At 50.5% G+C, this 25,164-nt stretch carries 20 protein-coding genes, 2 tRNA genes and 3 rRNA genes; 2 read left to right on the forward strand and 23 right to left on the reverse strand.

What is annotated here, in order from left to right; genetic code table 11:
- Positions 1-200: 200 nt before the first annotated feature.
- Positions 201-1,376, reverse strand: a complete 1,176-nt coding sequence (locus tag AC3ISQ_RS17615; protein WP_489348591.1) for an MFS transporter — start codon at positions 1,374-1,376, stop codon at positions 201-203.
- Positions 1,377-1,484: 108 nt separating this feature from the next.
- Here AC3ISQ_RS17615 and yafC point away from each other — a divergent pair, with 108 nt between their 5' ends.
- Positions 1,485-2,375 carry a DNA-binding transcriptional regulator YafC gene (gene yafC / locus AC3ISQ_RS17620; protein ID WP_489348593.1) on the forward strand — a complete coding sequence of 297 codons (891 nt, stop codon included), beginning with the start codon at positions 1,485-1,487 and terminating at the stop codon, positions 2,373-2,375.
- A 17-nt stretch (positions 2,376-2,392) separates the two neighbouring features.
- Here yafC and AC3ISQ_RS17625 read toward each other — a convergent pair whose 3' ends face one another.
- The 16 genes from AC3ISQ_RS17625 to AC3ISQ_RS17700 are packed head-to-tail and all read right to left on the reverse strand — an operon-like array spanning position 2,393 to position 15,902.
- Positions 2,393-3,622, reverse strand: coding sequence for a beta-ketoacyl-ACP synthase (locus AC3ISQ_RS17625; protein ID WP_489348595.1), 1,230 nt, complete (start codon positions 3,620-3,622; stop codon positions 2,393-2,395).
- Positions 3,619-4,350: a 3-ketoacyl-ACP reductase FabG2 gene (locus AC3ISQ_RS17630; protein ID WP_489348597.1), complete on the reverse strand. Its 732-nt coding sequence runs from the start codon at positions 4,348-4,350 to the stop codon at positions 3,619-3,621. Before AC3ISQ_RS17630 ends, AC3ISQ_RS17625 begins: the two co-directional genes overlap by 4 nt.
- Complete coding sequence (locus tag AC3ISQ_RS17635) at positions 4,347-4,820, reverse strand: hotdog family protein (protein ID WP_489348598.1); 474 nt, start codon at positions 4,818-4,820, stop codon at positions 4,347-4,349. Before AC3ISQ_RS17635 ends, AC3ISQ_RS17630 begins: the two co-directional genes overlap by 4 nt.
- Positions 4,820-5,986, reverse strand: a complete 1,167-nt coding sequence (locus AC3ISQ_RS17640; RefSeq protein WP_489353363.1) for a beta-ketoacyl-[acyl-carrier-protein] synthase family protein — start codon at positions 5,984-5,986, stop codon at positions 4,820-4,822. The genes AC3ISQ_RS17635 and AC3ISQ_RS17640 overlap by 1 nt, the downstream gene beginning before the upstream one ends.
- A complete protein-coding gene (locus AC3ISQ_RS17645) occupies positions 5,986-6,561 on the reverse strand; it encodes a DUF3261 domain-containing protein (RefSeq protein ID WP_489348600.1) in 576 nt (191 codons plus the stop codon). Before AC3ISQ_RS17645 ends, AC3ISQ_RS17640 begins: the two co-directional genes overlap by 1 nt.
- Entirely contained in the window at positions 6,543-8,861 is a 2,319-nt protein-coding gene (locus tag AC3ISQ_RS17650; RefSeq protein ID WP_489348601.1) for an MMPL family transporter, read from the reverse strand. The genes AC3ISQ_RS17645 and AC3ISQ_RS17650 overlap by 19 nt, the downstream gene beginning before the upstream one ends.
- On the reverse strand, positions 8,851-9,456 hold the full coding sequence (locus tag AC3ISQ_RS17655) for a LolA family protein (RefSeq protein ID WP_489348603.1): 606 nt from the start codon (positions 9,454-9,456) through the stop codon (positions 8,851-8,853). Before AC3ISQ_RS17655 ends, AC3ISQ_RS17650 begins: the two co-directional genes overlap by 11 nt.
- The gene (locus tag AC3ISQ_RS17660; RefSeq protein ID WP_489348604.1) at positions 9,453-9,881 is read right to left on the reverse strand and encodes an acyl-CoA thioesterase; all 429 of its coding nucleotides are present in this window, start codon (positions 9,879-9,881) and stop codon (positions 9,453-9,455) included. Before AC3ISQ_RS17660 ends, AC3ISQ_RS17655 begins: the two co-directional genes overlap by 4 nt.
- Positions 9,878-11,599 (reverse strand): glycosyltransferase family 2 protein, encoded by a 1,722-nt coding sequence (locus tag AC3ISQ_RS17665; protein ID WP_489348606.1) that lies wholly within the window; start codon positions 11,597-11,599, stop codon positions 9,878-9,880. Before AC3ISQ_RS17665 ends, AC3ISQ_RS17660 begins: the two co-directional genes overlap by 4 nt.
- A complete protein-coding gene (locus AC3ISQ_RS17670; protein ID WP_489348608.1) occupies positions 11,590-11,934 on the reverse strand; it encodes a 3-hydroxyacyl-ACP dehydratase FabZ family protein in 345 nt (114 codons plus the stop codon). The genes AC3ISQ_RS17665 and AC3ISQ_RS17670 overlap by 10 nt, the downstream gene beginning before the upstream one ends.
- A complete protein-coding gene (locus AC3ISQ_RS17675; RefSeq protein ID WP_489348609.1) occupies positions 11,931-13,298 on the reverse strand; it encodes an AMP-binding protein in 1,368 nt (455 codons plus the stop codon). Before AC3ISQ_RS17675 ends, AC3ISQ_RS17670 begins: the two co-directional genes overlap by 4 nt.
- Positions 13,265-13,849 carry a COG4648 family protein gene (locus tag AC3ISQ_RS17680; RefSeq protein WP_489348611.1) on the reverse strand — a complete coding sequence of 195 codons (585 nt, stop codon included), beginning with the start codon at positions 13,847-13,849 and terminating at the stop codon, positions 13,265-13,267. Before AC3ISQ_RS17680 ends, AC3ISQ_RS17675 begins: the two co-directional genes overlap by 34 nt.
- A 1-nt stretch (position 13,850) precedes the next feature.
- The gene (locus tag AC3ISQ_RS17685) at positions 13,851-14,102 is read right to left on the reverse strand and encodes an acyl carrier protein (protein ID WP_489348612.1); all 252 of its coding nucleotides are present in this window, start codon (positions 14,100-14,102) and stop codon (positions 13,851-13,853) included.
- A 9-nt stretch (positions 14,103-14,111) separates the two neighbouring features.
- Positions 14,112-14,372, reverse strand: a complete 261-nt coding sequence (locus AC3ISQ_RS17690; RefSeq protein ID WP_489348614.1) for a phosphopantetheine-binding protein — start codon at positions 14,370-14,372, stop codon at positions 14,112-14,114.
- Positions 14,373-14,376: 4 nt separating this feature from the next.
- Entirely contained in the window at positions 14,377-15,195 is an 819-nt protein-coding gene (locus AC3ISQ_RS17695; protein WP_489348616.1) for a lysophospholipid acyltransferase family protein, read from the reverse strand.
- On the reverse strand, positions 15,195-15,902 hold the full coding sequence (locus AC3ISQ_RS17700; protein ID WP_489348618.1) for a beta-ketoacyl synthase chain length factor: 708 nt from the start codon (positions 15,900-15,902) through the stop codon (positions 15,195-15,197). The genes AC3ISQ_RS17695 and AC3ISQ_RS17700 overlap by 1 nt, the downstream gene beginning before the upstream one ends.
- A gap of 284 nt (positions 15,903-16,186) precedes the next feature.
- On the opposite strand from AC3ISQ_RS17700, the gene AC3ISQ_RS17705 reads away from it, so the two are divergent.
- The gene (locus AC3ISQ_RS17705; protein ID WP_489348620.1) at positions 16,187-16,576 is read left to right on the forward strand and encodes a hypothetical protein; all 390 of its coding nucleotides are present in this window, start codon (positions 16,187-16,189) and stop codon (positions 16,574-16,576) included.
- Between the two features lie 116 nt (positions 16,577-16,692).
- Here the strand turns inward: AC3ISQ_RS17705 and AC3ISQ_RS17710 are convergent.
- The 6 genes from AC3ISQ_RS17710 to clpB form a co-directional block, all read right to left on the reverse strand.
- Positions 16,693-16,769: transfer RNA gene (locus AC3ISQ_RS17710), tRNA-Asp, on the reverse strand.
- Between the two features lie 86 nt (positions 16,770-16,855).
- Positions 16,856-16,971 (reverse strand): 5S ribosomal RNA (gene rrf, locus AC3ISQ_RS17715).
- Between the two features lie 108 nt (positions 16,972-17,079).
- Positions 17,080-19,989 (reverse strand): 23S ribosomal RNA (locus AC3ISQ_RS17720).
- A gap of 245 nt (positions 19,990-20,234) precedes the next feature.
- Positions 20,235-20,310, reverse strand: a tRNA-Glu gene (locus AC3ISQ_RS17725).
- Between the two features lie 142 nt (positions 20,311-20,452).
- Positions 20,453-21,994, reverse strand: a 16S ribosomal RNA gene (locus AC3ISQ_RS17730).
- Together the 16S, 23S and 5S rRNA genes with 2 tRNA genes alongside form the textbook arrangement of a ribosomal RNA operon.
- Positions 21,995-22,489: 495 nt before the next feature.
- Positions 22,490-25,066, reverse strand: coding sequence for an ATP-dependent chaperone ClpB (gene clpB / locus AC3ISQ_RS17735; RefSeq protein WP_489348621.1), 2,577 nt, complete (start codon positions 25,064-25,066; stop codon positions 22,490-22,492).
- Positions 25,067-25,164 lie beyond the last annotated feature (98 nt).

Consider the following 25,164-nt stretch of genomic DNA (forward strand, 5'->3'; position numbering starts at 1 on the left):
GCAGGATCATTCCCACCAATAATGAATTCAGTATACGCCCAGCGTTATCTACCAGTTTGGCTTTTCTGCGGCATAGTTTTTCTGTTATAGGGTGGCGAAGCGTGGAATTCAATCCGTAGACTGTATAGCTAAGTAAAGCTTGGTGAGAAATGCGAAAAAGCCCGCAAAAAGCGCGGGCTAATAACGTTATCGAGAGGACATTAGACCGTTTGTAGTCGATTCCGTTTATCGAGACGCCCACTCAACCCCACCAGCAGTAACGCCAGCACGACGATCACCGCGCCGATCCACGGAGTTTGCGCCAACCCTAATGAAGTTACGGTTTGCCCACCGATCACCGAACCTAAAGCGATCCCGATGTTAAAGGCGGCGATATTCAACCCTGAGGCCACATCAACCGCATTCGGTGTGTATTGTTCAGCCTTCTGAACGACGTATACCTGCAACCCCGGCACGTTACCAAAGGCGAACACGCCCATTACCACTACCGTCAGTAACGCTGCAATGCTATGACTCGCAGTGAACTGGAATACAAACAACAGAGCCGCCAATGCTGCAAAGATAAACGTCAGCGCACGTACTGCACCATGACGATCGGCCAGTTTTCCGCCCCAGATATTGCCAATCGCTACCGCAACACCATAAGCCAATAGTATCCAGCTTACCGTTGAGGCAGAAAAACCCGCCAGATCCTGCATCATCGGAGCCAAGAAGGTAAAGGTGGTAAACACGCCGCCATATCCCAACGCCGTAATGGCATAAATCAGTAGCAAACGCGGTTGAGTCAATACCTTCAATTGCTCGCGAATACTCGCGCTCGCCTGATGAGTAATATTTTTCGGCACCAAAATCAGACTGGCGACGATCGCCACCACACCAATCAATGAAACTGCCAAGAAGGTTTCCCGCCAGCCAAAGTGTTGCCCGATGAAAGTCCCCAACGGAACACCAGTCACCAATGCGACGGTCAAGCCACCAAACATAATGGCAATTGCCGAGGCGGCTTTTTCTTTCGGCACTAAGCTAGTCGCAATGGTTGAACCAATAGAGAAGAACACGCCGTGTGCCAAACCGGTCAGCAAACGGGCGAACACCAGTGACTCATAACCCGGCGATAACCACGCTAATAAATTACCAATGGTGAATAACACCATCAGCCCTACCAGCAACGCTTTACGCGGTATGCGCCCCGTCAGAGCGGTCAATACCGGAGCACCGATAGCAACACCGATGGCATAGATGGTTACGAGCAAACCCGCAGAAGGCACGGTGACATTCAATTGTTCCGCGATAGTCGGGATCAGCCCGACGATCACGAATTCTGTTGTGCCTATAGCAAAGGCACTGATGGTTAAGGCTAATAATGCAAGTGGCATTTTAATTTTGCTCCAGAAAGCATTCAACTTGATGACGGCGATTATCTGCTTATGCTTAAATGATAAAAATGCTCAAAATCTCAAATTAATTTTACCCATGGAGCAACAATGAAGGCGAACTCGGATGAACTCATTACTTTCGTTACCGTGGTGGAAAGCGGCAGCTTCAGCCGGGCTGCGGAACGTTTAGAACAAGCCAATTCAGTCGTCAGCCGCACGGTAAAAAAGTTGGAAGGCAAACTTGGCGTCACCTTGCTTAATCGCACAACGCGTCAGATCAGCCTGACGCAGGAAGGGGAAAATTACTTTCGGCAGGTACAGAAAGTCCTCAGCGATATGGCTGCGGCTGAAAATGCCTTAATGGAGAGTCGTCAGAAACCTCAAGGGTTATTGCGAGTCGATGCCGCCACACCAGTGGTGTTACATATGCTGACACCGTTGGTCGCCGAGTTCTGCACGCTCTATCCAGAAATGTCGTTATCACTGGTCTCATCCGAAACCTTTATCAACCTGATTGAGCGCAAGGTCGATATTGCAATCCGCATTGGAGAATTGACCGACTCCAGTCTGAAAGCTCGCAAATTGATAACCAGTTACCGTCGCGTACTGGCCTCCCCGGCTTATTTAGCGCAATACGGAACACCACAAACAGTCGAGGATTTATCACTGCATTGCTGTATTGGTTTCAACGATTTACCTAGCCTCAACCGTTGGCCGCTGACCTGCGCAGATGGGCGGCAACTAGAGATCACACCGGGCATCACCACCAACAGCGGTGAAACTCAGCGCCATCTTTGTCTACACGGTAATGGTATTGCCTGTTTGTCAGACTTTATGATTGACGCAGATATTCAACGCGGAGATTTAGTGCCGATCTTGGTGAAGGAAACACTGCCGGTGGCAATGCCAGTTAATGCGGTGTACTACAGCGATAGTGCGGTCAGCAACCGCCTGCGTAGCTTTATCGATTTTCTGAGTGAGCGACTAACCGGAGCCTAAACTCCGGCAGATAACGATTACGCCCAGCGTCGCAAAATCAGCGAGGTGTTGATACCACCGAAAGCGAAGTTGTTCGACTGCACAAATTCGGTATCAATGGCGCGGTGCTCACCCATGATGTAGTCCAGATCACCACAAGCACTGTCCGGCTCACTTAAGTTGATGGTTGGCGCAAAACTGCCATCACGCATCATCTCCAGCGCCATCCAGGCTTCTAACGCACCACAGGCTCCCAACGTATGCCCCAAATAGCTTTTCATTGAGGAGATCGGCGTTTTATTGCCGAAAATCGCTGCAGTTGCCTGACTTTCGGCTATATCACCACGATCGGTTGCGGTGCCGTGCGCGCTGATATAACCCATATTGCTGGCTGACAATCCAGAAGCATTCAACGCCTGTTGCATACAGATTTGCATGGTTTCCCGCTGCGGTTGGGTGATATGCGCAGCGTCACAGTTAGTCGCAAAACCCACGATCTCGCCGTAAATAGTGGCGCCACGTGCCTGCGCGTGCTCTAACGATTCGAGGATCAACGTCCCCGCACCTTCGCCAATGACTAAACCGTCACGCAGACGATCGAACGGACGTGGCGACAGCTCAGGATGATCGTTTTGCTGACTGGTGGCGAATAGAGTATCGAACACGGCGGCTTCGGATGGACAAAGCTCTTCCGCACCACCAGCCACCATGACGGTTTGATAACCGTGACGGATGCTTTCATAAGCATAACCAATCGCCTGACTGCCAGAAGTACAGGCGCTGGAGGTTGGGATCACTCGACCGCGCAAGCCGAAGAACAGCCCGGCATTCACCGCAGTGGTATGCGACATCATCTGCACATAGGTGGTGCCAGTGATGTTGTTAGTGTGCTTTTCCGTCAACATGCTGGCAAATTCACTCACCGGCTTGGTACTGCCAGTGGAAGAACCGTAAGCGATGCCAGTACCGCCGTTGGTCAGCACCTCATCTTCCAGCAACCCTGCCTGCTCTAGCGCCAGTTCAGTGGCTCGCGTTGCTAACAACGACACTCGCCCCATTGAGCGGATGCGCTTACGCGTATAATGCTCCGGTAACACAAAATCCCCGATCGGCGCACCTAGGTGAGTATTCAGCCCACGATACTGCTCCCATGCCGTCATATAGCGCACGGCGTTTTTACCCTGCTTCAACCGCGCAGAAATATCCGCCCAGTTATTGCCGAATGCGGTCACGCCCGCCATGCCGGTAATCACCACCCGCTGCGTCATACCATACCTCCATTGATGGAGATAACCTGGCGAGTCACGTAACCAGCAATGTCCGACATCAAGTAGCTCGCCAACCCAGCGACTTCCTCTGCCGACCCCATGCGTTTCAATGGGATAACGCGCATCGCTTCATCCAGCGCCGCGGGTTCCATCTCGATCATACCGGTGTCGATAAGCCCCGGAGCAATGCAGTTAACGGTAATTTTACGTTTGGCCAATTCGATCGCCAATGCCTTACAAGCCCCGATCACACCGGCCTTCGCCGCGCTGTAATTGACCTGCCCACGGTTGCCCATCACGCCAGAAACCGAGGACAAAGCGATGATGCGGCCACCTTTTCGTAAACCGATCATTGGCATCACGCAAGGATGTAATACGTTATAGAAACTGTCGAGGTTAGTGTGGATCACGCCATCCCAGTCGCCTTCGGTCAACGCAGGGAAAGCGCCATCACGGGTGATACCAGCATTATTCACTACGCCGTAATAAGCACCATGATTGCCAATATCCTGCTCCAACTGTTCGCGGCACTGTGTGCGATTGCTGATATCAAACTGAATCAAGCGCCCCTGTCCACCAGCAGCAACAACCTGCTGTAACGTCTGCTGCGCCCCTGCCTTATCGCTGTGGTAGTGAATCACGACCAAAAAGCCATCAGCCGCCAACCGACAAGCTATCGCTTGCCCGATCCCTTTGCTGGCACCTGTGACTAAAACGGAACGCATCATGCGCCGCCTCCCAGAGTTGTTAATTGAATTATTTCTTGTTTATCAGGTTGATAAGTATTCAGTCTACCGCGTGCGACACGCACGTTATTCATGGTGATTTCACATTCAAAACTGGCTAGTTTGTCATCGGCCAGCAACTGTTTCACGGTGATCACCAGCTCACTGCCGGCTGGGAATACGGCCATTTCACAGCCAATTCCCCGGCCACCTAACAGCATACCTAATTGTGGCGACAACCCGGCCTGACCACCATGCCAGCCACTCCACACGCCGATGGTTTGCGCCATCAGTTCGATGCCGAACCAAGACGGTAAATGTCCTTGTTGATCCAAAAATGGTGCGAGTACGCTATTGCGGCTGACGGTCACGGCGCATTGTGCGCTCTTTTCACCGACACTCAGCACTCGATCCAGTAACACCATCGGGGCAGCATGTGGCAAATAATATTCCGCCGCTTGGTAAGTACTCACTAAACTGCCCCCAATAGTACACTGGCATTATTGCCGCCAAAGGCAAATGAATTGGAGAGGATGACCCGTTTCGTTAGTGATGGCTTGCCTTCCACCAGATTGATGGCCGCCAGTTCAGGATCACGCGGTGCAATGCTGAAATCTTGTGCAGGCAGCGGTAATGATTCGGTCAATATTAACCAGCTTAGCGCCGCTTCCACCGCACCCGCCGCGCCCAGAGTATGTCCGGTCAAATGTTTGGTGGAACTGCACGGCGTTGTCTCGCCAAATAAACGGCTGACCACTTGCGCTTCAGCCTGATCGTTAAGCCGTGTGGCAGTGCCGTGCAAGTTGATATAACCAATGTCACGGGTCTGTAATCCAGCTTGTTGCATCGCCATCATGATAGAGCGCTCCGCGCCTTGACCTTCAGGATGGGGTGCCGACATATGCCAAGCGTCAGATGACTCACCAACACCGAGCAACGCCACTGCCGCAGGTTCACGAGTCAGTAACATCAAGGCTGCGCCCTCGCCGATATTAATCCCGCTGCGACCGGTAGCAAACGGTGTACAACGCGTGGTGGATAACGACTCCAAGCTATTGAAACCGTTGATAGGCATCTGACACAGGCTATCAGCACCACCGACGATCGCCGCATCCACCATCCCCGCCTCAATCAGGCGCTTACCACTAATAATGGCGCGAGCGCTGGAAGAACAGGCGGTGGATAGAGTATAAGCAGGCCCTGTCGTCCCCAACCAAGCACTGAGAAATTGGCTTGGATCGCCCAGTTCCTGCTGATGATAATGATAGCCTGCGGGCCATTGTCCATTTTGATAATGAACCAACGCCTGTTCACCTTCATGAATACCAGAGGTACTGGTACCCAAAATCACCGCGACGCGCGCGGCACCATATTGCGTAATAGCCTCACGCACAGGTTGCTCAATCTGAGCTAATGCCGCCAACAATAAACGATTGTTACGGCTGTTATGTGTTTGCAATCCGGCAGGAATTTCCGGTAACTCGGCGGTGACATTGCCAAACCATGACGACGCACCATCAATCAGCCACTGCGTTTGTGGTTGCATACCGGGGGCCACACCGCGCACCAAGTTTTCGGCGATCTGCGTTTGCGAATTGCCCAATGCATTCACCATCCCGACGGCGGAGAAATAAATCATCATTCATTCCCCAGATTCTGAATGCGGATGTGGTAATGGAAATCCGATTGGTCAATAGAGACTAATTCGCGTTGTGAACCGACTTGTTGATAGCGAAATTCGGTGATGACTTTGCCGTTGTCGTCATACAAGCGACGCACATAAGCTTGATCGTCCAGTCGCCAACCTTTTGGCAGCAACGGTTGCCAGTCGGCGACCGGCCAGTAGCTCAACATAATGTCGGCTAATACCTGACTGGCAGGCGGTAACTCACCCACTTTAATCAATTGTTGTGTATGGATACCCTGACTATCATACGTCAAAGTGAATAAACGAATTCCCAACGGCGACATGCCCACCAGCGTCAGGCTCTGCCCATCCGCATTCAGCAACGTCATCATCGAATGCTGTTGCCCTTTAACCGTCACCGTCAGCAATTGCTGTTGCTGGCCAATCGGTTGTTTGAGCGTTGGAGCAGGCAGATTCACCTTAGTCCCCGCTTTCAACCAAGCCTGCGGTAAATTGGCATCCTGCTGACTGGCACAACCGGTTAATACCAGTGCTAACGTCATTATCATTATTGAGAAGGTACGCATCCCTTTCCTCTTTTTCTTTTTGCTAACGTCAACGGTGCCAATAAAAAGGCCACGGCAATACCGCTGCTTAATACAATGCCAAAACTGCTAATCGCCTGAGTATGGCTCAATACCAGCATGCCAAAGGTCAATTGGGTGGTGAATACCGCCATAAAAATGGCAAACATCGAGGTGGTTGGCGTGCCACGTGGGTTGGTAAAGAACAACGTGTAGTTGATGCCGATACCCAACACCAAAACCAATGCCAGCAATGAGAACAAATTCAGTGAGTGCCCACTCAACGCTAGTACCGCAATGCCGCTACCTAATGATAATAATGTCGGCACCATGCAACGTAAGCCCTGTTGCCAACCAAAACGCCATAGATAAATCACCGCAATGGCAGCGACCGACAACATCAGCAAGTACGATAGATAAACGCGATATTGTCCGAACAGGTCGCTGAACTCGGTTTTACGATCGATCCAACCCGTGTTCGGTATTTGCAGTGCCAATTGCTGCATCGCGGCACTGTCGGTGACACCGCTGACGGGCACCAGTGCCGCACTGCGTCCATCAGGTAACGTCAGCCACAGCAAACGCCAACCTTCACTGACCACACTGCCTAACCACTGTTGCGGCGTTACCCAATCGGCCTGCAAATCGGGCATTTTTACCGTGACACCAGCCTGCTGTAACTGCGCAATCACCTGCGGCGCAACCCGTTGTAACAATGCGATATCCGCCTGTTGACGCTGATGAGAAGGTAATGACAATAGGCGGTAATCCGCCAGAATGCCTTTCTGCTTGGCCTGCTGCAATTTAGGTTGCAACAGCTCTAACCGTTGCAACATTTGTTCGGTGTTGGTTCCATAAACCACCAGCCATTTTTGATCGTTATGTTGCCCGGTCAATGCCGCAATTTGTTGCTCTTGCTGCTGGAACTCACCCGGCAGTGCCTGCAATTGACCGATGTCGTCATCCACTTTCAGTTGACTAAAACCTGCGATAACCATGACCAAGATCGCGCTCGGTAAACCGTAGCGCAGCAATTTGTTATTTCGCCAGGCATGTAACCAGCGCAGAATTAACGTCAGCCCCGGCGCAGGACGCAAGGGTAAACGGCTCGACAAACGTGGATACCAACAAATAACCGTGACACAGGCGGCGCTCAATCCGGCGGCGGCAAATACCGCCAATTGTTGCAAGCCGGGGAATGGCGCAATCAACAACGCCAGATAAGCAACAACCGTGGTCAATAACGCCATCGACAGTGCAGGCAGCAACTTATGCAGGCTGGCAAGTGGTGTCGATTGCTGCCCATGCACCATGCGTTCGCTGAGGAAATACAGCGTGTAGTCCGCAGAAATACCGACGATGCTGATGCTCAGTAACAGCGTCATTAAGTGGATTTCGCCAAATACCAGCAAAGTCGCGACGGTACCAGCCAACGCCCCAATCGCGACGGATAGCCCACACAACAGTAACGGCAACGGCGAGCGAAACATGGCTAGCACCAGCAGAAACACACCCGCTACCGAAGCCAAACCGATGGTAGAAATATCACGTTCTGCTTGCTGACTAGCGTAGTTGCTGTAATACAAGGTGCCACGATTCAGTACTTCAGCTCCCGGCCAGCGTTGTTGGAGCTGTTGTTGTAACGCATTGAGCTCCCCCACAGTTTTCCGCGCACTACTGATATCGTAAGAGGAAGCGCTCAACTCGGCATGCAGTAAGTACCAACTGCGGCCTTGCTGATCCTGAGCGACTAGCCAGCCATTTTTCAGGCTCAACGAGCCGCTATTTTGCTGCTGCGCCAGTTGTGAACCACGCGTCAACAGCAGAGGATCATGAGTGATCTCCTTACCACTAACACCGGCAAAGGCAGAATAAAGTTGACCGAGAACCCATTGGCTTTGCGCATCAGCACCACTGTTCAAACGCTGGCGGGTGGCATCGTCCAACATCACGTTGCGATGTTGATAGAAGAAGCGCCCCCATTGTTGCTGGCGCTGCGCATCCATCGGCCCACCAACCTGATGTAAGGCTGGCATTTTTTGCAACTGTTGCCAGTACCAGTTAACAGCGGCATCACCAGCTCCCGACGGAGGGCTCACCAGCCACATGAGTTGCCTGTCTAACCGTTGGCTGAAACCATCAGCCAGTTCATCCGGTACGCCGACTAACTGCTGTTTTGGCAATAACGCCAGCACGCTGCTATTGACCTGGCTACGCGGCAATAGCCAGCACAGCGCCGCCAGCAAGACTAGACAAATAGCCAACCAACCGAAGGCCAGGCGACGGTGAAGTTCAGGACGCAAAACGCTGTTGCTCCTCGGCGGTTAGCGTTTTGGGGGTAATTCGCTGGTTAAAGAAACGAATATGGGTGGTGTCGTTCTGCATATCATCCATATCAATGGTTTCCAGATATTCGGCTCCATTAAGCGTGATGCGTTTGAACAGTTTATCCAGTGGTGTGGTTTTCGGTATCAGCACCAGTCGCCACTGATTATTCCCCAGGCTGCTGAACTGCAAGGTGAAATTTTGCTCCAATGCTTGGCTGTCGGCATGGAACAAGGCAGTCAGCAAATGGTTGAACTGGAACATCTGCGGGTTATTATCCGCCGTGATCACCTGCGGTGCTTGCCCTGCCATGGTTTGCACCATGCGTTTGTCGTCCAGTAATAAGGTCAATGGGAAAGGTTTTTGCTGCGCCCACCAGAGTCCTTTTTTCTGTGAAATGAGCAACTCACCGCTGGAGAGCAATGGTTTCCCCATACCACTGATGGTTCGCTGCTGTTCAAACTCGGCGCGTAATACTGGCTGTTGGCTAAAGCGCTGCTGCAGTTCCTGCAAAGTCACGGCTTGCGCACTCAGGCTGAAAAAAGTCAGTGCAATCATTAACCAACGTTTCATGACAGATCCCCTATGTTATCCAACAGTATCTGCGGTGAGGCAAAACACATTTCCTGCGTTTTTTCATCTACCGCTACCTGAATGGTGTAGCCAGTAGTGGTGCGTTTACCGCTTTCCACATCGAAAATCTGATAGCCAATCCGCAGGCGGTTTTCAAACTCTTCCAATTGTGCGCGAACATGAATACGTTGCTCAAACAGCAACGGCGCACTGTATTTCACTCGGGTATCGACAATCGGCCAAACATAACCCGAAGCTCGCATTTGGCGATAACCGTAATTGAACTGCTTCAGCAGCGCCTCACGCGCGACTTCAAAATACCGAAAGTAGTTGCCATGCCAAACCACTCCCATCGCGTCAGCATCATGGAAAGGAATAGTGATCTCAATTTGCACTGAAAAGCGCGGATCATCTTTAAGCGTCATGTTTCAGGCCCTTGTTTCACTGACGAACTGCCCGCCAGTTGCCAAAAATCGAAAAAATTAAACCAGTCGAGCGGTGCTTGTAAGCAATAGTGCTCCAATCTGGCAGCATACTGTTCAACCGCCTGTTGCAGCGCTTGTTGTCGCTCACCACGTGGTAATAACAGCGGATCAGCAAAGGGTTCGAAGTAAACTTTAAGCTGTCCTTGCTGCTTCAGACCAAACATCAAAAATACGGGGCAACGCAACGCTGACGCCAAAACAAAAGGTCCTTGCGGGAAAGGCGCAGGCTTACCGAGAAAATCCTGCCATACGACGCGGGGCTGCTCACCGCGTTGATGTTGCCCGGCAGACGTTCGATCGCCAACGATCGCCACCCATTCCCCTGCATTCAATTTATCCATCAAGCGCATGGCGGTTTCTGGCCCCAGCGATGTCACCTGGATTAGATTGACGTTGGCGCGAGGGTTGATCTCTTTCATCACTTGGTTGAATCGTTCAGCATGCTCAGTAAACACCAAAGCATTCACTTTTACGCCAGAAGACAATTCCCCCAAGGCACGGCAGGATTCGATATCGCCAAGGTGCGAAGCCAAAATCAGAGTGCCTTTACCGCTATCGATCTGTTGCTGGCAACGTTGGTGATCCACCAATTCAATATCCTGCAACCTCCCCTGCCAACTTGCTAACTTATCAAGCATGGCATCACCGAAACGCATGAAATGGCGGAAGCTGTTCAGCGATGGCGGCAAACTACGATTCTGACTAACGGCAACCTGTTGCAAACGTTGCAGATAATCACGCGAGGCTTCGCGCTGAGTTCGCCCGGTCAGCCAGAAATAACCAATCACCGGGTACAACAATAATTGAAATGCTCGACGACCAAATAGCCGGTAAACCTTCAACATCATGCGAATGCCCCACAAGCCGCCACGACGTTCTTGCGTCGCTGACCAGTGCTGGGTTTGAGCCTGTTTTCGGCGCTGGCGTAATAAACGAGGAATACGCGGTAACATGCCCAAAAACAGACGGGTGTGCATCCACGAAATGCGTAGATTGTCCCGTAAGGTATCGAAATGGGAAACGCCGTCTGTCGGATAGGTGACTCGTGTCGGTAAGAAACGGCTCGGCACGCCTTGCCAATACAGTCGCACCATCACTTCGGTGTCAAAATCCATACGCTTGCCAAGGGAGTAACGCGCCGCCAACGCCAAGGTTTCAGCCAGCGGATAAACCCGGAAACCGCACATGCTATCTTTCAGTGAGAACGACAGTGTTTCGATCCATACCCAAACGTGAGTGACGTAACGTCCGTACAGCCGAGATTTCGGCACCGACTGGTCGTAAATCGGCTGCCCAGAAATCAATGTGTTGGGATAATTACGTGCCTCAGTGAGCATGGCCGGGATATCGCTCAATTGATGTTGGCCATCGGCATCCACCTGTAATGCATGGCTATAGCCATGTTGCTGTGCTAACTGCAACCCCGCCAATACCGCGCCACCTTTGCCTTGGTTTTGTGCCAATCGGTGCAATGTGACCCACGGAAACTCTGTCGCCAAACGAGCTAACTCATCAGCCGTAGCCGTTTCACTACCATCATCCACGATTAAACATGGCAAATCGTAAACAGCCAGTTGTTCTAACACACCTGCCATCATCTGACCGTGGTTGTAGCACGGGATCAGGATGCAAGGCGCAAACTGGGCGGTTAACAACATAAGGCGATCTTTCCACTGCTGGCGGTAGTTTCCCCGACCTGATAGCTAAACACCAATTTTTGACGTTCTGGCTGCCATTCCAAATTCAAAGTCACGATCTCTTCCGGTAATAACGGACGTTGGAATTTCACCACTTCCATGCCTTTAAAATGCCCTTCAAGCGCCAGTAGTTCGTTGGCGAATTGCATCACCCAAGTCACCTGAGTGACACCAGGTAGAATTGGGTGTTCTGGAAAATGCCCTTCAAACCAGAACAGGCTGGCAGATAGGCGTAATTGTAAGCTGGCATGGGTCGCGTCAATCCGTTGACGCTGCAGCACTTCAGGTTGCATCATAAAAACAGCTCCTGCAGTTCAGCATAGGCGCGTTTGCCTTGAGGATTGAGCGGGATTTCACTGACGATACGCCAACTACGCGGCAACGCCATTGGTTCCAACCACGGACGTAATGCCTGACGCAATTCGCGAGTAAATATTCCAACGGACTGCTGCTGTAATTGCTGCTCGCCCTCGAAAGAAAGCACAATGACGGCGGCCAGTATCGTGCGCTGGTTGTGCTGTACGCTCAGTACCGCAGCATCGTTAAGCTGTGGCAACGACCGTAGACGTTGTTCGATCTCCGTCAGAGAAAGCCGCTGTTCTTCTATTTTAATCACTCGATCAGTACGTCCCAGCAATTGGAAACTTCGACCATTTTCCGCCAGTTGGATCTTATCGTTTAACGCAAAAGGAGCCGGGATAAATGGCGAGGTGACTTCCATTCCCTTTTCTCTCACGTTGAATTCAATTTCATCGAACAACTGCCAATCATTGGCAGCGGAGGTGATTTGTTTTCGCCAAGCCATAGTGCCCGTTTCGGTACTGCCGTAGATCTCTAATGGCAATACACCCAACGTCTGCTCGGCAAGTTGCGCATCTTCGAATGACAGCGGCCCACCGGCAGAAAACACCTGCGCGCATTCAGATAGAGCAAGTTGGCGATCCAGACGCTTTAGCCACGCGGGACTGCTGACAAAGATCAGTTTGCGCCCCTGATTCTTGGCAATTAATTGTTCGTGATATTGGGTAAATACAGCATCAAACGGCAAACCAAAAGCCATCGGCAGAAATAGTCGAAAAGTCAGGCCGTACATATGCTGATGGGAAACCGAAGCCGCAACGCAGCAACCTTCAAACATCGTCAACCAATGCGTCGCTAACAATTCCGTTTCGCGATCCATGCAATCGACATATTTGACGATCTGCTGCGGTTGTCCAGTCGAGCCTGAAGTGTAGAGCAGAAATTGAGGATTGGACGGCCAGGCGGGCAACGATAAATCATGCTCGCTGCCCTCATTCACAACCAGAGTCGGCACATCGAGATTGAGGTGAAGATCGGTCAGTAAGCCATCAAAATCCGCAATTTGCTGTTTGAGAATCGCTTCGCGTTGATGACCAAAAATAACGGGTAGTTTTCCGCTATAAATTGACGCTAACAGCGCCACGGCAAAACGATAGCTATCATCGAAACACAGTGCCCAACGTTTTTCCGTTCGTTGTTGTAATGCATTACACAACTTAGCGATATCACGACGGAATTGCCCAAGACATAAACTTTTCGCACCACGCCAAGCGATCGCGGTGCTATCTGCCCGTGCCGTGTTAAGCCATTGGCTCATCGGCAGAGCTAGCCGCGTTTGACCCTTTTCCTGACTATCCATTCAACACCCATTAATGCCCCCATCAGCACATAGCTGATGCCACCGTTATATAACGTCCACAACGCTATATCGCCAGACAGGCAAGTTACCAACGCAATTGCACCGTTGATGATAAAGAATCCACACCAAACTTGAGTCACTCGCCGTGTATAAACCACACCCTCTGTGGGCAGATCTGGCTCACCGATCCGAGCTAATCGCTCGATGACCGTCGGTGGGAAAAACAGGGAATATACAAACAGCATCAACAACAGCGCGTTAACCAACACTGGATAATAAAGCAGCCAATGTGTTTGTTTCAGCCACCAACTGGCTAGCGCCAGCAAGATGCCCACTACCGCCAATGCCTTACCCAACCATATCTGCTGGCGGAGCTTACCGCGCAACAAAAATAGACGCAGAGTAAACACTACGACCAATAACGGAGCCAGTACAGTCGTTCCCCAGCGGTTCAGTCCAAACCAAACCGCCAATGGATACAGTACTAATACCAACCAGGTCGCGACCTGTAATATCAGCAGCGAGCGGTTCAGCCAAGAGGAGGCTTTCACATCAGTGCTTGTTGTTTAGTAGTTTTTCTATGGTATCAACCACGTCTTGCACGGTGCGTACCTGCTTAAAATCTTCCGGTTTGAATTTAATATTCGTACTTTTCTGCAGTTGCACGATAAGATCTACAGCATCGATACTGTCTAGTTCTAGATCGTCGTACAATTTAGACTCAAGCGTGATCTTATTCGCTTTCAGCTCAAATAATTTTACCAACAGTTCTTTGAGCTCCTCAAAAATCTTTTGCTTATCCATAGGAACCCCTTATTTGCTACGCTGGGCATTAACGAACTTTGCCAGCGTCTCTACTGAATAGAAATGTTGGCGCATATCGTCGCTTTCTGCAGATAACACCACACCATAACGGTTTTTCAATGCCAACCCCAACTCCAATGCATCGATGGAATCCAGACCAAGGCCATCACCGAATAACGCTGTCTGTGTATCAATCTCTTCCGGTGTCATACCTTCAAGATTGAGCGTATCTATGATCAATTGCTTGATTTCCGAGCTTAATAAATCCATTCCACTATTTCTCATTATTTATCGAATCTGACTGTAAGGCGTCAGTTAAGTATTGGGTTAAACGTCTTGCTGCGAGGGCGGGCGAGACATCGTCCTTATGAAAGAACTCACGAGTGTCGATTTTGTCTTGCACAGTGATTAGGAATTGCGGTTTTATCGGTGGAATATTATACCATTTGCCTTGTTTCGTCAGCATTGGCGGTTCACACCGAATCTTGACGATTCGAATATCACACTGGGCACGCAACGCGATATTTGCGGCTCCTCGTTGCAGTGATAATGGCTTCCCCGGTGTTGTACGCGTTCCTTCCGGGAAGATTAAAATCGTACCCCCACTGGCTAACCGCTGCCGGCATAGTTCGATCAACTGCTCCGACTCTGCATTTGCCAAATAGCCTGCCGCTTTAATCACACCGCTGACAAACAGGTTACTCATCAGAGCCTCTTTCACAATGCAATCACAACGCGGCATTTGTGATGCCAGCAGGACATAATCCAACAAACTTGGATGATTGGCGATCACCAAACAACCACGATCTTGCTGGAGTAACTCAGTGTTTTCGAAACGGTAATCCAGCACGCCAAGAAAACGCGTGGTCGCTAGGAAGAAGCGGAAGCAATAACGAATAGAATCTTGAGTCAGTTGGTTCCGACGCTGGCTATCACGAATCACAAAGCGTAATAAGTGGAACCAGACACTGGATAACAACAATCCACCGAGACCAAACAGCGAAAAACAAAAACCGGTAGTTAGCACTCGCCAACAACGGTTGAAAAGCGAGGCCCGCTCAGTGCCTTGTTCATTCGTCGCGATATTAGCCATTAGCGTACCCAACGCCAGTTTTGACGCACTCCAGGTACGATAAACTCGACTTGCTGGTTCAACCACGCACGTAAAAACATCAAGCTCTGGGGTTCCGTTTTTTGTGTTGAATTCGAAAAGGGCTCGGGTTGAAAACGAAGGTCTTCACCGGCTTCAAGTAATAACGCAACAGCATAAGGATGTTGATTGGCAAGGTTAAAGGGTTGGTAGACTTCTGGAACCACACCATCAAAATCAACTAATAGCACCCGCTTGGCATTTCCGCTCGCCAGAACACATTGGGCTTCGAGCATACCTTGCTGAAAACTATCTTCACCGGCAGCTAACGAAGTCGTCGGCAGCGTATTTTTAGCGGTTATCGTCAACCAACCCGCAGCAGTATTGTGCACTGACATCGCAAAATCTGTCGGTGACAGAGCTTGTTGTTGCTGTAAATATTGGAGAATTTTATAAGTGCGCTCCAATTCACCATGGCGACTGGTGAATATGGCTAAATCAGCCTGATACTCATCCAGCAACGTCATTGCACTTTCGACCGCCAAACGCGTTCCAGCACTCATACGGCGTGATGACATCATTGGGATATGAGGGCTAGCGGGCAATCCGGTTGGGGCTTCGCCAATACTATTAGTGTTTGTAGCCCATTGTAGCCACGATTCGCGCGTTCCACGATCGGGAGCCATCGCCCACCAACTGAGTACATTCATGCTGCCCGCCGTTAATGTGATTACCCATCAAGAAAAATCCTGCGTAAATTTATTATATTTAGGTGCAGAATACATTCTCAAAATTCTTATTTCTATCAGAATTACTGAATACGTTTCATTTAAGTTTATTATCGATACATATTGCTCACATCATGAGAAAAAAGAATTTATCGGTCTGAAATGCATCAACATTTGTCGTAATCACGCTAGGAGCGTATGTTATATAGTGTGTAAATGCACACATCATCACGCACACTGCTAATGTTTATTTTATGGAATAGAACATGAAACCATTAAAGATCATTTTAACCGGACTGTTCTCAGTAGCTCTGCTGACCGGTTGTGCCAGTACCGCTCCAGTAATGAACGTAAACCAAAGCGTTATTGGCACCCATAATGATGCCCAGATACGCCAAGCGATACTGTATGCCGGGTTAAACCGTGGTTGGATCATGAATCAGGTTTCTGATGGGGTGATTGACGGTAAGATCCTACTACGCGGACATCAAGCTAACATTCGAGTCACTTACAATGCGAATAGTTACCAGATTAACTATGTCGGCAGCAGTAACATGGATGCTAAAGATGGGAAAATCCATTCGAACTATAATCGCTGGATCGCTAATTTGAATAAAGACATTCAAATGGAATTAGCTCGCCAGAACATTAAATAGTTATTTATAGCTTAAAAAGACAACCCGACAAGATAATACATCGTGTCGGGTTTTTATTTTACTATTTTCAGATATGAAAAAGCCCTGAGTCAGAGACTCAGGGCTTATCAATTAAGTGGCGGAACGGACGGGGCTCGAACCCGCGACCCCCTGCGTGACAGGCAGGTATTCTAACCAACTGAACTACCGCTCCACCGATTCTTTCACGTGGTATCTCAAGATACCGGCAAACTCGCGTTCGCCTATTACCAGATGTCACCCTGATAACGTTTATTTGATGCCTGGCAGTGTCCTACTCTCGCATGGGGAGACCCCACACTACCATCGGCGCTACGGCGTTTCACTTCTGAGTTCGGCATGGGGTCAGGTGGGACCACCGCGCTATTACCGCCAGGCAAATTCTGTTTCAATCAATCCGCTTCACTTTCGTAAAGCCAATCAATCCAATCTGTAAACTCGCTGAAAATTAAAATACAATCTCACCAAAACACCTTCGGTGTTGTAAGGTTAAGCCTCACGGTTCATTAGTACTGGTTAGCTCAATGCATCGCTGCACTTACACACCCAGCCTATCAACGTCTTAGTCTTAAACGTTCCTTTAGGTGACTCAAGGTCACAGGGAAGACTCATCTCGAGGCAAGTTTCGCGCTTAGATGCTTTCAGCGCTTATCTCTTCCGCATTTAGCTACCGGGCAATGCCATTGGCATGACAACCCGAACACCAGTGATGCGTTCACTCCGGTCCTCTCGTACTAGGAGCAACCCCTCTCAATCTTCCAACGCCCACGGCAGATAGGGACCGAACTGTCTCACGACGTTCTAAACCCAGCTCGCGTACCACTTTAAATGGCGAACAGCCATACCCTTGGGACCTACTTCAGCCCCAGGATGTGATGAGCCGACATCGAGGTGCCAAACACCGCCGTCGATATGAACTCTTGGGCGGTATCAGCCTGTTATCCCCGGAGTACCTTTTATCCGTTGAGCGATGGCCCTTCCATTCAGAACCACCGGATCACTAAGACCTACTTTCGTACCTGCTCGAGCCGTCACTCTCGCAGTCAAGCTAGCTTATGCCTTTGCACTAACCTCACGATGTCCGACCGTGATTAGCTAACCTTCGTGCTCCTCCGTTACTCTTTGGGAGGAGACCGCCCCAGTCAAACTACCCACCAGACACTGTCCTCAATCCAGATTATGGACCAGAGTTAGAACATCAAACATTAAAGGGTGGTATTTCAAGGTTGGCTCCACGCAGACTGGCGTCCACGCTTCAAAGCCTCCCACCTATCCTACACATCAAGGCTCAATGTTCAGTGTCAAGCTATAGTAAAGGTTCACGGGGTCTTTCCGTCTTGCCGCGGGTACACTGCATCTTCACAGCGAGTTCAATTTCACTGAGTCTCGGGTGGAGACAGCCTGGCCATCATTACGCCATTCGTGCAGGTCGGAACTTACCCGACAAGGAATTTCGCTACCTTAGGACCGTTATAGTTACGGCCGCCGTTTACTGGGGCTTCGATCAAGAGCTTCGCGTTGCCGCTAACCCCATCAATTAACCTTCCAGCACCGGGCAGGCGTCACACCGTATACGTCCACTTTCGTGTTTGCACAGTGCTGTGTTTTTATTAAACAGTTGCAGCCAGCTGGTATCTGCGACTGGCTTCAGCTCCGAGAGCAAGTCTCTTCACCTAATGCCAGCGTGCCTTCTCCCGAAGTTACGGCACCATTTTGCCTAGTTCCTTCACCCGAGTTCTCTCAAGCGCCTGAGTATTCTCTACCTGACCACCTGTGTCGGTTTGGGGTACGATTTGATGTTACCTGGAGCTTAGAGGCTTTTCCTGGAAGCTTGGCATCAACTACTTCATCACCGTAGTGACTCGTCATCACGCCTCAGGGTTCGATAAGAGAACGGATTTACCAATTCTCTCCCCCTACACGCTTAAACCGGGACAACCGTCGCCCGGCTAGCCTAGCCTTCTCCGTCCCCCCTTCGCAGTAACACCGAGTACAGGAATATTAACCTGTTTCCCATCGACTACGCTTTTCAGCCTCGCCTTAGGGGTCGACTCACCCTGCCCCGATTAACGTTGGACAGGAACCCTTGGTCTTCCGGCGTGCGGGTTTTTCACCCGCATTATCGTTACTTATGTCAGCATTCGCACTTCTGATACCTCCAGCAGCCCTCACAGACTACCTTCTACGGCTTACAGAACGCTCCCCTACCCAACAACGCCTAAGCGTCGCTGCCGCAGCTTCGGTGCATGGTTTAGCCCCGTTACATCTTCCGCGCAGGCCGACTCGACCAGTGAGCTATTACGCTTTCTTTAAATGATGGCTGCTTCTAAGCCAACATCCTGGCTGTCTATGCCTTCCCACATCGTTTCCCACTTAACCATGACTTTGGGACCTTAGCTGGCGGTCTGGGTTGTTTCCCTCTTCACGACGGACGTTAGCACCCGCCGTGTGTCTCCCGTGATAACATTCTTCGGTATTCGGAGTTTGCATCGGTTTGGTAAGCCGGGATGGCCCCCTAGCCGAAACAGTGCTCTACCCCCGAAGATGAGTTCACGAGGCGCTACCTAAATAGCTTTCGGGGAGAACCAGCTATCTCCCGGTTTGATTGGCCTTTCACCCCCAGCCACAAGTCATCCGCTAATTTTTCAACATTAGTCGGTTCGGTCCTCCAGTTAGTGTTACCCAACCTTCAACCTGCCCATGGCTAGATCACCGGGTTTCGGGTCTATACCTTGCAACTAGACGCCCAGTTAAGACTCGGTTTCCCTACGGCTCCCCTATTCGGTTAACCTTGCTACAAAATATAAGTCGCTGACCCATTATACAAAAGGTACGCAGTCACCCCCATAAAGAAGGCTCCCACTGCTTGTACGTACACGGTTTCAGGTTCTATTTCACTCCCCTCGCCGGGGTTCTTTTCGCCTTTCCCTCACGGTACTGGTTCACTATCGGTCAGTCAGGAGTATTTAGCCTTGGAGGATGGTCCCCCCATATTCAGACAGGATGTCACGTGTCCCGCCCTACTCATCGAACTCACAACTCATGCCTCTTCGTGTACGGGACTATCACCCTTTACTGTGCGACTTTCCAGACGCTTCCACTGAGACACAAACTGATTCAGGTTCTGGGCTCTTCCCCGTTCGCTCGCCGCTACTGGGGGAATCTCGGTTGATTTCTTTTCCTCGGGGTACTTAGATGTTTCAGTTCCCCCGGTTCGCCTCATACGACTATGTATTCATCGTATGATAGTGCAACGTATTGCACTGGGTTTCCCCATTCGGGTATCGTCGGTTATTGCGGTTCATATCACCTTACCGACGCTTATCGCAGATTAGCACGCCCTTCATCGCCTCTGACTGCCTAGGCATCCACCGTGTACGCTTAGTCACTTAACCTCACAACCCGAAGGTGTCTTCTGTAAACAGAGAACACATCGTGCTGTAAACATTTGAGAGACTCTATGACGGGTTAGTCCTTACCCCAGTACTGCTACGGAGGGATAAGTTTCAGCCGTCATGTTTCAATTTTCAGCTTGTTCCAGATTGTTAAAGAGCAAATATCTCAAACATGACTCCTGTGTATTTCAACAGAATCAGTTTTGAGATACTGAATGATAATGACTTTCACGCATTATCGGAAATGGCGTCCCCAAGGGGATTCGAACCCCTGTTACAGCCGTGAAAGGGCAGTGTCCTAGGCCTCTAGACGATGGGGACACGAAAATCCGATTAATCAAAACTGCTTAATCGGTTCGTATCAGCATGAGTCACAGACTCAGTACATCAACAGGTGCGCATTTGCTCGTTACTTTTCTATCAGACAATCTGTGTGGACACTGCACAGTCAAACATCTTTAGGTAAGGAGGTGATCCAACCGCAGGTTCCCCTACGGTTACCTTGTTACGACTTCACCCCAGTCATGAATCACAAAGTGGTAAGCGCCCTCCCGAAGGTTAAGCTACCTACTTCTTTTGCAACCCACTCCCATGGTGTGACGGGCGGTGTGTACAAGGCCCGGGAACGTATTCACCGTAGCATTCTGATCTACGATTACTAGCGATTCCGACTTCATGGAGTCGAGTTGCAGACTCCAATCCGGACTACGACGTACTTTATGAGGTCCGCTTACTCTCGCAAGTTCGCTTCTCTTTGTATACGCCATTGTAGCACGTGTGTAGCCCTACTCGTAAGGGCCATGATGACTTGACGTCATCCCCACCTTCCTCCAGTTTATCACTGGCAGTCTCCTTTGAGTTCCCGGCCGAACCGCTGGCAACAAAGGATAAGGGTTGCGCTCGTTGCGGGACTTAACCCAACATTTCACAACACGAGCTGACGACAGCCATGCAGCACCTGTCTCACAGTTTCCGAAGACACAGCTCTATCTCTAAAGCCTTCTGTGGATGTCAAGAGTAGGTAAGGTTCTTCGCGTTGCATCGAATTAAACCACATGCTCCACCGCTTGTGCGGGCCCCCGTCAATTCATTTGAGTTTTAACCTTGCGGCCGTACTCCCCAGGCGGTCGATTTAACGCGTTAGCTCCGGAAGCCACGCCTCAAGGGCACAACCTCCAAATCGACATCGTTTACAGCGTGGACTACCAGGGTATCTAATCCTGTTTGCTCCCCACGCTTTCGCACCTGAGCGTCAGTCTTTGTCCAGGGGGCCGCCTTCGCCACCGGTATTCCTCCAGATCTCTACGCATTTCACCGCTACACCTGGAATTCTACCCCCCTCTACAAGACTCTAGCTTGCCAGTTTCAAATGCAGTTCCCACGTTAAGCGCGGGGATTTCACATCTGACTTAACAAACCGCCTGCGTGCGCTTTACGCCCAGTAATTCCGATTAACGCTTGCACCCTCCGTATTACCGCGGCTGCTGGCACGGAGTTAGCCGGTGCTTCTTCTGCGAGTAACGTCAATGCTGAATGCTATTAACATCCAACCCTTCCTCCTCGCTGAAAGTGCTTTACAACCCTAAGGCCTTCTTCACACACGCGGCATGGCTGCATCAGGCTTGCGCCCATTGTGCAATATTCCCCACTGCTGCCTCCCGTAGGAGTCTGGACCGTGTCTCAGTTCCAGTGTGGCTGGTCATCCTCTCAGACCAGCTAGGGATCGTCGCCTAGGTGAGCCATTACCCCACCTACTAGCTAATCCCATCTGGGCACATCCGATGGTGTGAGGCCCTAAGGTCCCCCACTTTGGTCCGTAGACGTTATGCGGTATTAGCTACCGTTTCCAGTAGTTATCCCCCTCCATCGGGCAGTTTCCCAGACATTACTCACCCGTCCGCCGCTCGTCACCCGAAGAGCAAGCTCTTCTGTGCTACCGCTCGACTTGCATGTGTTAGGCCTGCCGCCAGCGTTCAATCTGAGCCATGATCAAACTCTTCAATTAAAAGCTTGATTTGCTTCAACTCGTGAAGCGATGCTCAAAGGTTACTGTATGAATTTTACTTCATGTGTCACTCTTCAAGACTTGATATTTTGTTGATGCTCGAAAGCATCTGGATATCATCTTGTGAGTGCCCACACAGATTGTCTGATAAATTGTTAAAGAGCAGTGCCGAGCAAAGTCATCGGCGCGGGCTGCGAATACTACGCTTTTCACCCGTAGAGTCAAGCATTTGTTTCGCTTAACTCTGACTTACCGAGCGGCTTGGAAGCCGTTGTTCCCGGTCAGTGGAGGCGCATTATAGGGAGTTCTCCGAAGGCCGCAACCCCTAATTGCAAAAAAATTTTCAAGCGTTCAAAAAACACTCAATAAAGTCATTTTAGGACATTTTATAGGCGATAAAGCGCTTTTTTCAGACTACTGACGTGACAAAAACCCCATAACCGATAAAAGAAAAGGGAGCGAATCAGCGCTCCCCTTCCATATCATCACCAAAAATTATGGCTGTTTAGCCACTATATGGTCGTTTTCTACATCTAGAGTGACCGGTTTACCCGGCAACAAGGTTCCAGACAAAATCTGTTGCGCCAATGGGTTTTCGATCTCTTGCTGGATAGCACGCTTCAGCGGACGCGCACCGTAAACGGGATCGAACCCAGTTTTACCCAACAGCTCCAACGCTGGTTCAGTGATGGTGACTTCATAACCACGCTCTTCCAGACGTTTATACAGACGCGCCAGTTGGATTTTAGCAATCGCCGCAATGTGTGCCTGACCGAGTGGGTGGAACACCACAACCTCATCAATGCGGTTGATGAACTCTGGGCGGAAGTGATGCCCAACCATTTCCATTACCGATTCTTTCATCTGCGCGTAGTTCATCTGACCAAAGTGCTCTTGGATCAAATCAGAACCCAAGTTCGAAGTCATGATGACGACGGTATTACGGAAATCAACGGTACGCCCCTGACCGTCGGTCAGACGTCCGTCATCCAATACCTGCAGTAAAATGTTGAACACATCCGGATGCGCCTTTTCCACTTCATCCAGCAGGATGACAGAATAAGGTCTACGACGTACCGCTTCTGTCAGATAGCCGCCTTCTTCATAGCCGACATAACCCGGAGGCGCCCCCACCAGCCGTGATACGGAGTGTTTCTCCATAAACTCGGACATATCGATACGCACCATCGCATCATCACTGTCGAACAAGAATGAAGCCAGCGCCTTACAGAGTTCAGTTTTACCGACCCCAGTTGGCCCCAAGAACAAGAACGAACCGATTGGTCGGTTAGGGTCAGATAACCCAGCGCGGCTACGACGAATCGCGTTGGATACCGCGCTCACCGCTTCATCCTGGCCAATCACTCTTGAATGCAGTTCTTGTTCCAAACGTAGAAGCTTATCGCGCTCACCTTCCAGCATTCTGGCAACAGGGATACCGGTCGCGCGAGCCAACACTTCGGCAATCTCGGCGTCGGTCACACGGTTACGCAGCAGCTTCATGGTTTTGCCTTCAGCTTGCGTAGCAGCGGCAAGCTGTTTCTCCAACTCAGGAATTTTGCCGTATTGCAGCTCAGACATCCGCGCCAAATCGCCAACACGGCGCGCCTGCTCCAGCGTGATCTTGGCCTGTTCGAGTTCGGCTTTAATATTCTGGGTACCGGAAAGTGAAGCTTTCTCCGCCTTCCACTCTTCTTCCAGCTCAGAGTATTCGCGCTCTTTCTGTTCCAGTTCCTGACTCAGCATCTCCAAACGTTTTTTACTGGCATCGTCGGCTTCTTTATTCAACGCCTGTTGTTCCAGTTTTAGTTGAATGATCCGACGTTCCAGACGATCCAACGATTCTGGTTTGGAGTCCATCTGCATACGGATGCTGGAAGCCGCTTCATCGATGAGATCGATAGCTTTATCCGGTAACTGACGATCCGAGATATAGCGATGCGATAAAGTTGCAGCGGCAACTATCGCCGGATCGGTAATTTGTACATGGTGATGAAGCTCATAGCGTTCTTTCAGGCCGCGCAGAATGGCGATGGTATCTTCTACGCTAGGTTCAGCGACGTAGACTTTCTGGAAGCGACGCTCAAGCGCGGCATCCTTCTCTATATACTGACGATATTCATCCAGCGTCGTCGCCCCCACGCAATGCAGTTCACCGCGAGCTAACGCAGGCTTGAGCATGTTACCGGCATCCATTGCACCATCAGCTTTACCTGCGCCAACCATGGTGTGCAATTCGTCGATAAACAGAATGACGCTACCTTCTTGTTTGGACAGGTCACTCAACACGCCTTTCAGACGTTCTTCAAACTCGCCCCGATATTTAGCACCGGCAATCAACGCGCCCATATCGAGCGACAAAACACGCTTGTGTTTCAAACCTTCCGGCACTTCACCATTAATGATGCGTTGCGCCAAACCTTCCACGATGGCGGTTTTACCCACCCCGGGTTCACCAATCAGAACTGGATTATTTTTGGTACGACGTTGCAATACTTGGATAGTGCGACGAATTTCTTCATCACGACCAATTACCGGGTCAAGTTTGCCCTGTTCGGCACGCTCGGTGAGATCGATGGTGTATTTCTTCAATGCCTGACGCTGATCTTCCGCGCCAGCATCATCGACGCTTTCGCCGCCGCGCATTTGCTCAATGGCTTTACCGATTTTATCCGCCGTGGCTCCCGCCGTTTTCAGCAGGTCGGTCAGCGCACCGCGATCTTCCATCACTGCCAAGACGAATAGTTCAGAAGAAATAAATTTGTCTGCACGCTTTTGCGCCAGTTTGTCGCACAGGTTCAGGACGCGCACCAACTCATGAGAAGGTTGCACATCGCCACCGGTGCCTTCGACTTGCGGCAGACGAGAAAGTGCCTGATCGATTTCGGTGCGCACGCGCCCGGCATCAACCCCGGCAGAAGTCAGTAATGGACGAACCGTGCCCCCATCCTGATTAAGCAAAGCGCTCATCAGATGTAACGGTTCAATGAATTGATTGTCGCGCCCAAGTGCGAGTGACTGAGCATCGGCGAGGGCAAGCTGGAATTTACTGGTAAGACGATCCAGACGCATAACACCTCCAATATAGGACAAAATTGCTACTGGAGATTAAATGAGGTCATCCCTCAAATTTTCAAGGTTATCTCGCCACTATATTATAAGTACAACGT

It is taken from the genome of Serratia sp. KH_031 (genome assembly GCF_057839655.1).

Bases quoted from the DNA above. Each gene is read 5' to 3' on its own strand.
- AC3ISQ_RS17690 (WP_489348614.1), bottom strand. From the start codon at position 14,372: ATGGATTTATTAAGCTCGGAAATCAAGCAATTGATCATAGATACGCTC.
- clpB (WP_489348621.1), bottom strand. From the start codon at position 25,066: ATGCGTCTGGATCGTCTTACCAGTAAATTCCAGCTTGCCCTCGCCGAT.
- AC3ISQ_RS17705 (WP_489348620.1), top strand. From the start codon at position 16,187: ATGAAACCATTAAAGATCATTTTAACCGGACTGTTCTCAGTAGCTCTG.
- AC3ISQ_RS17675 (WP_489348609.1), bottom strand. From the start codon at position 13,298: ATGGATAGTCAGGAAAAGGGTCAAACGCGGCTAGCTCTGCCGATGAGC.
- AC3ISQ_RS17655 (WP_489348603.1), bottom strand. From the start codon at position 9,456: ATGAAACGTTGGTTAATGATTGCACTGACTTTTTTCAGCCTGAGTGCG.
- AC3ISQ_RS17665 (WP_489348606.1), bottom strand. From the start codon at position 11,599: ATGTTGTTAACCGCCCAGTTTGCGCCTTGCATCCTGATCCCGTGCTAC.
- AC3ISQ_RS17700 (WP_489348618.1), bottom strand. From the start codon at position 15,902: ATGAATGTACTCAGTTGGTGGGCGATGGCTCCCGATCGTGGAACGCGC.
- AC3ISQ_RS17615 (WP_489348591.1), bottom strand. From the start codon at position 1,376: ATGCCACTTGCATTATTAGCCTTAACCATCAGTGCCTTTGCTATAGGC.
- AC3ISQ_RS17630 (WP_489348597.1), bottom strand. From the start codon at position 4,350: ATGATGCGTTCCGTTTTAGTCACAGGTGCCAGCAAAGGGATCGGGCAA.
- AC3ISQ_RS17685 (WP_489348612.1), bottom strand. From the start codon at position 14,102: ATGGATAAGCAAAAGATTTTTGAGGAGCTCAAAGAACTGTTGGTAAAA.
- AC3ISQ_RS17625 (WP_489348595.1), bottom strand. From the start codon at position 3,622: ATGACGCAGCGGGTGGTGATTACCGGCATGGCGGGCGTGACCGCATTC.
- yafC (WP_489348593.1), top strand. From the start codon at position 1,485: ATGAAGGCGAACTCGGATGAACTCATTACTTTCGTTACCGTGGTGGAA.
- AC3ISQ_RS17660 (WP_489348604.1), bottom strand. From the start codon at position 9,881: ATGACGCTTAAAGATGATCCGCGCTTTTCAGTGCAAATTGAGATCACT.
- AC3ISQ_RS17640 (WP_489353363.1), bottom strand. From the start codon at position 5,986: ATGATTTATTTCTCCGCCGTCGGGATGGTGAATGCATTGGGCAATTCG.
- AC3ISQ_RS17695 (WP_489348616.1), bottom strand. From the start codon at position 15,195: ATGGCTAATATCGCGACGAATGAACAAGGCACTGAGCGGGCCTCGCTT.
- AC3ISQ_RS17645 (WP_489348600.1), bottom strand. From the start codon at position 6,561: ATGCGTACCTTCTCAATAATGATAATGACGTTAGCACTGGTATTAACC.
- AC3ISQ_RS17670 (WP_489348608.1), bottom strand. From the start codon at position 11,934: ATGATGCAACCTGAAGTGCTGCAGCGTCAACGGATTGACGCGACCCAT.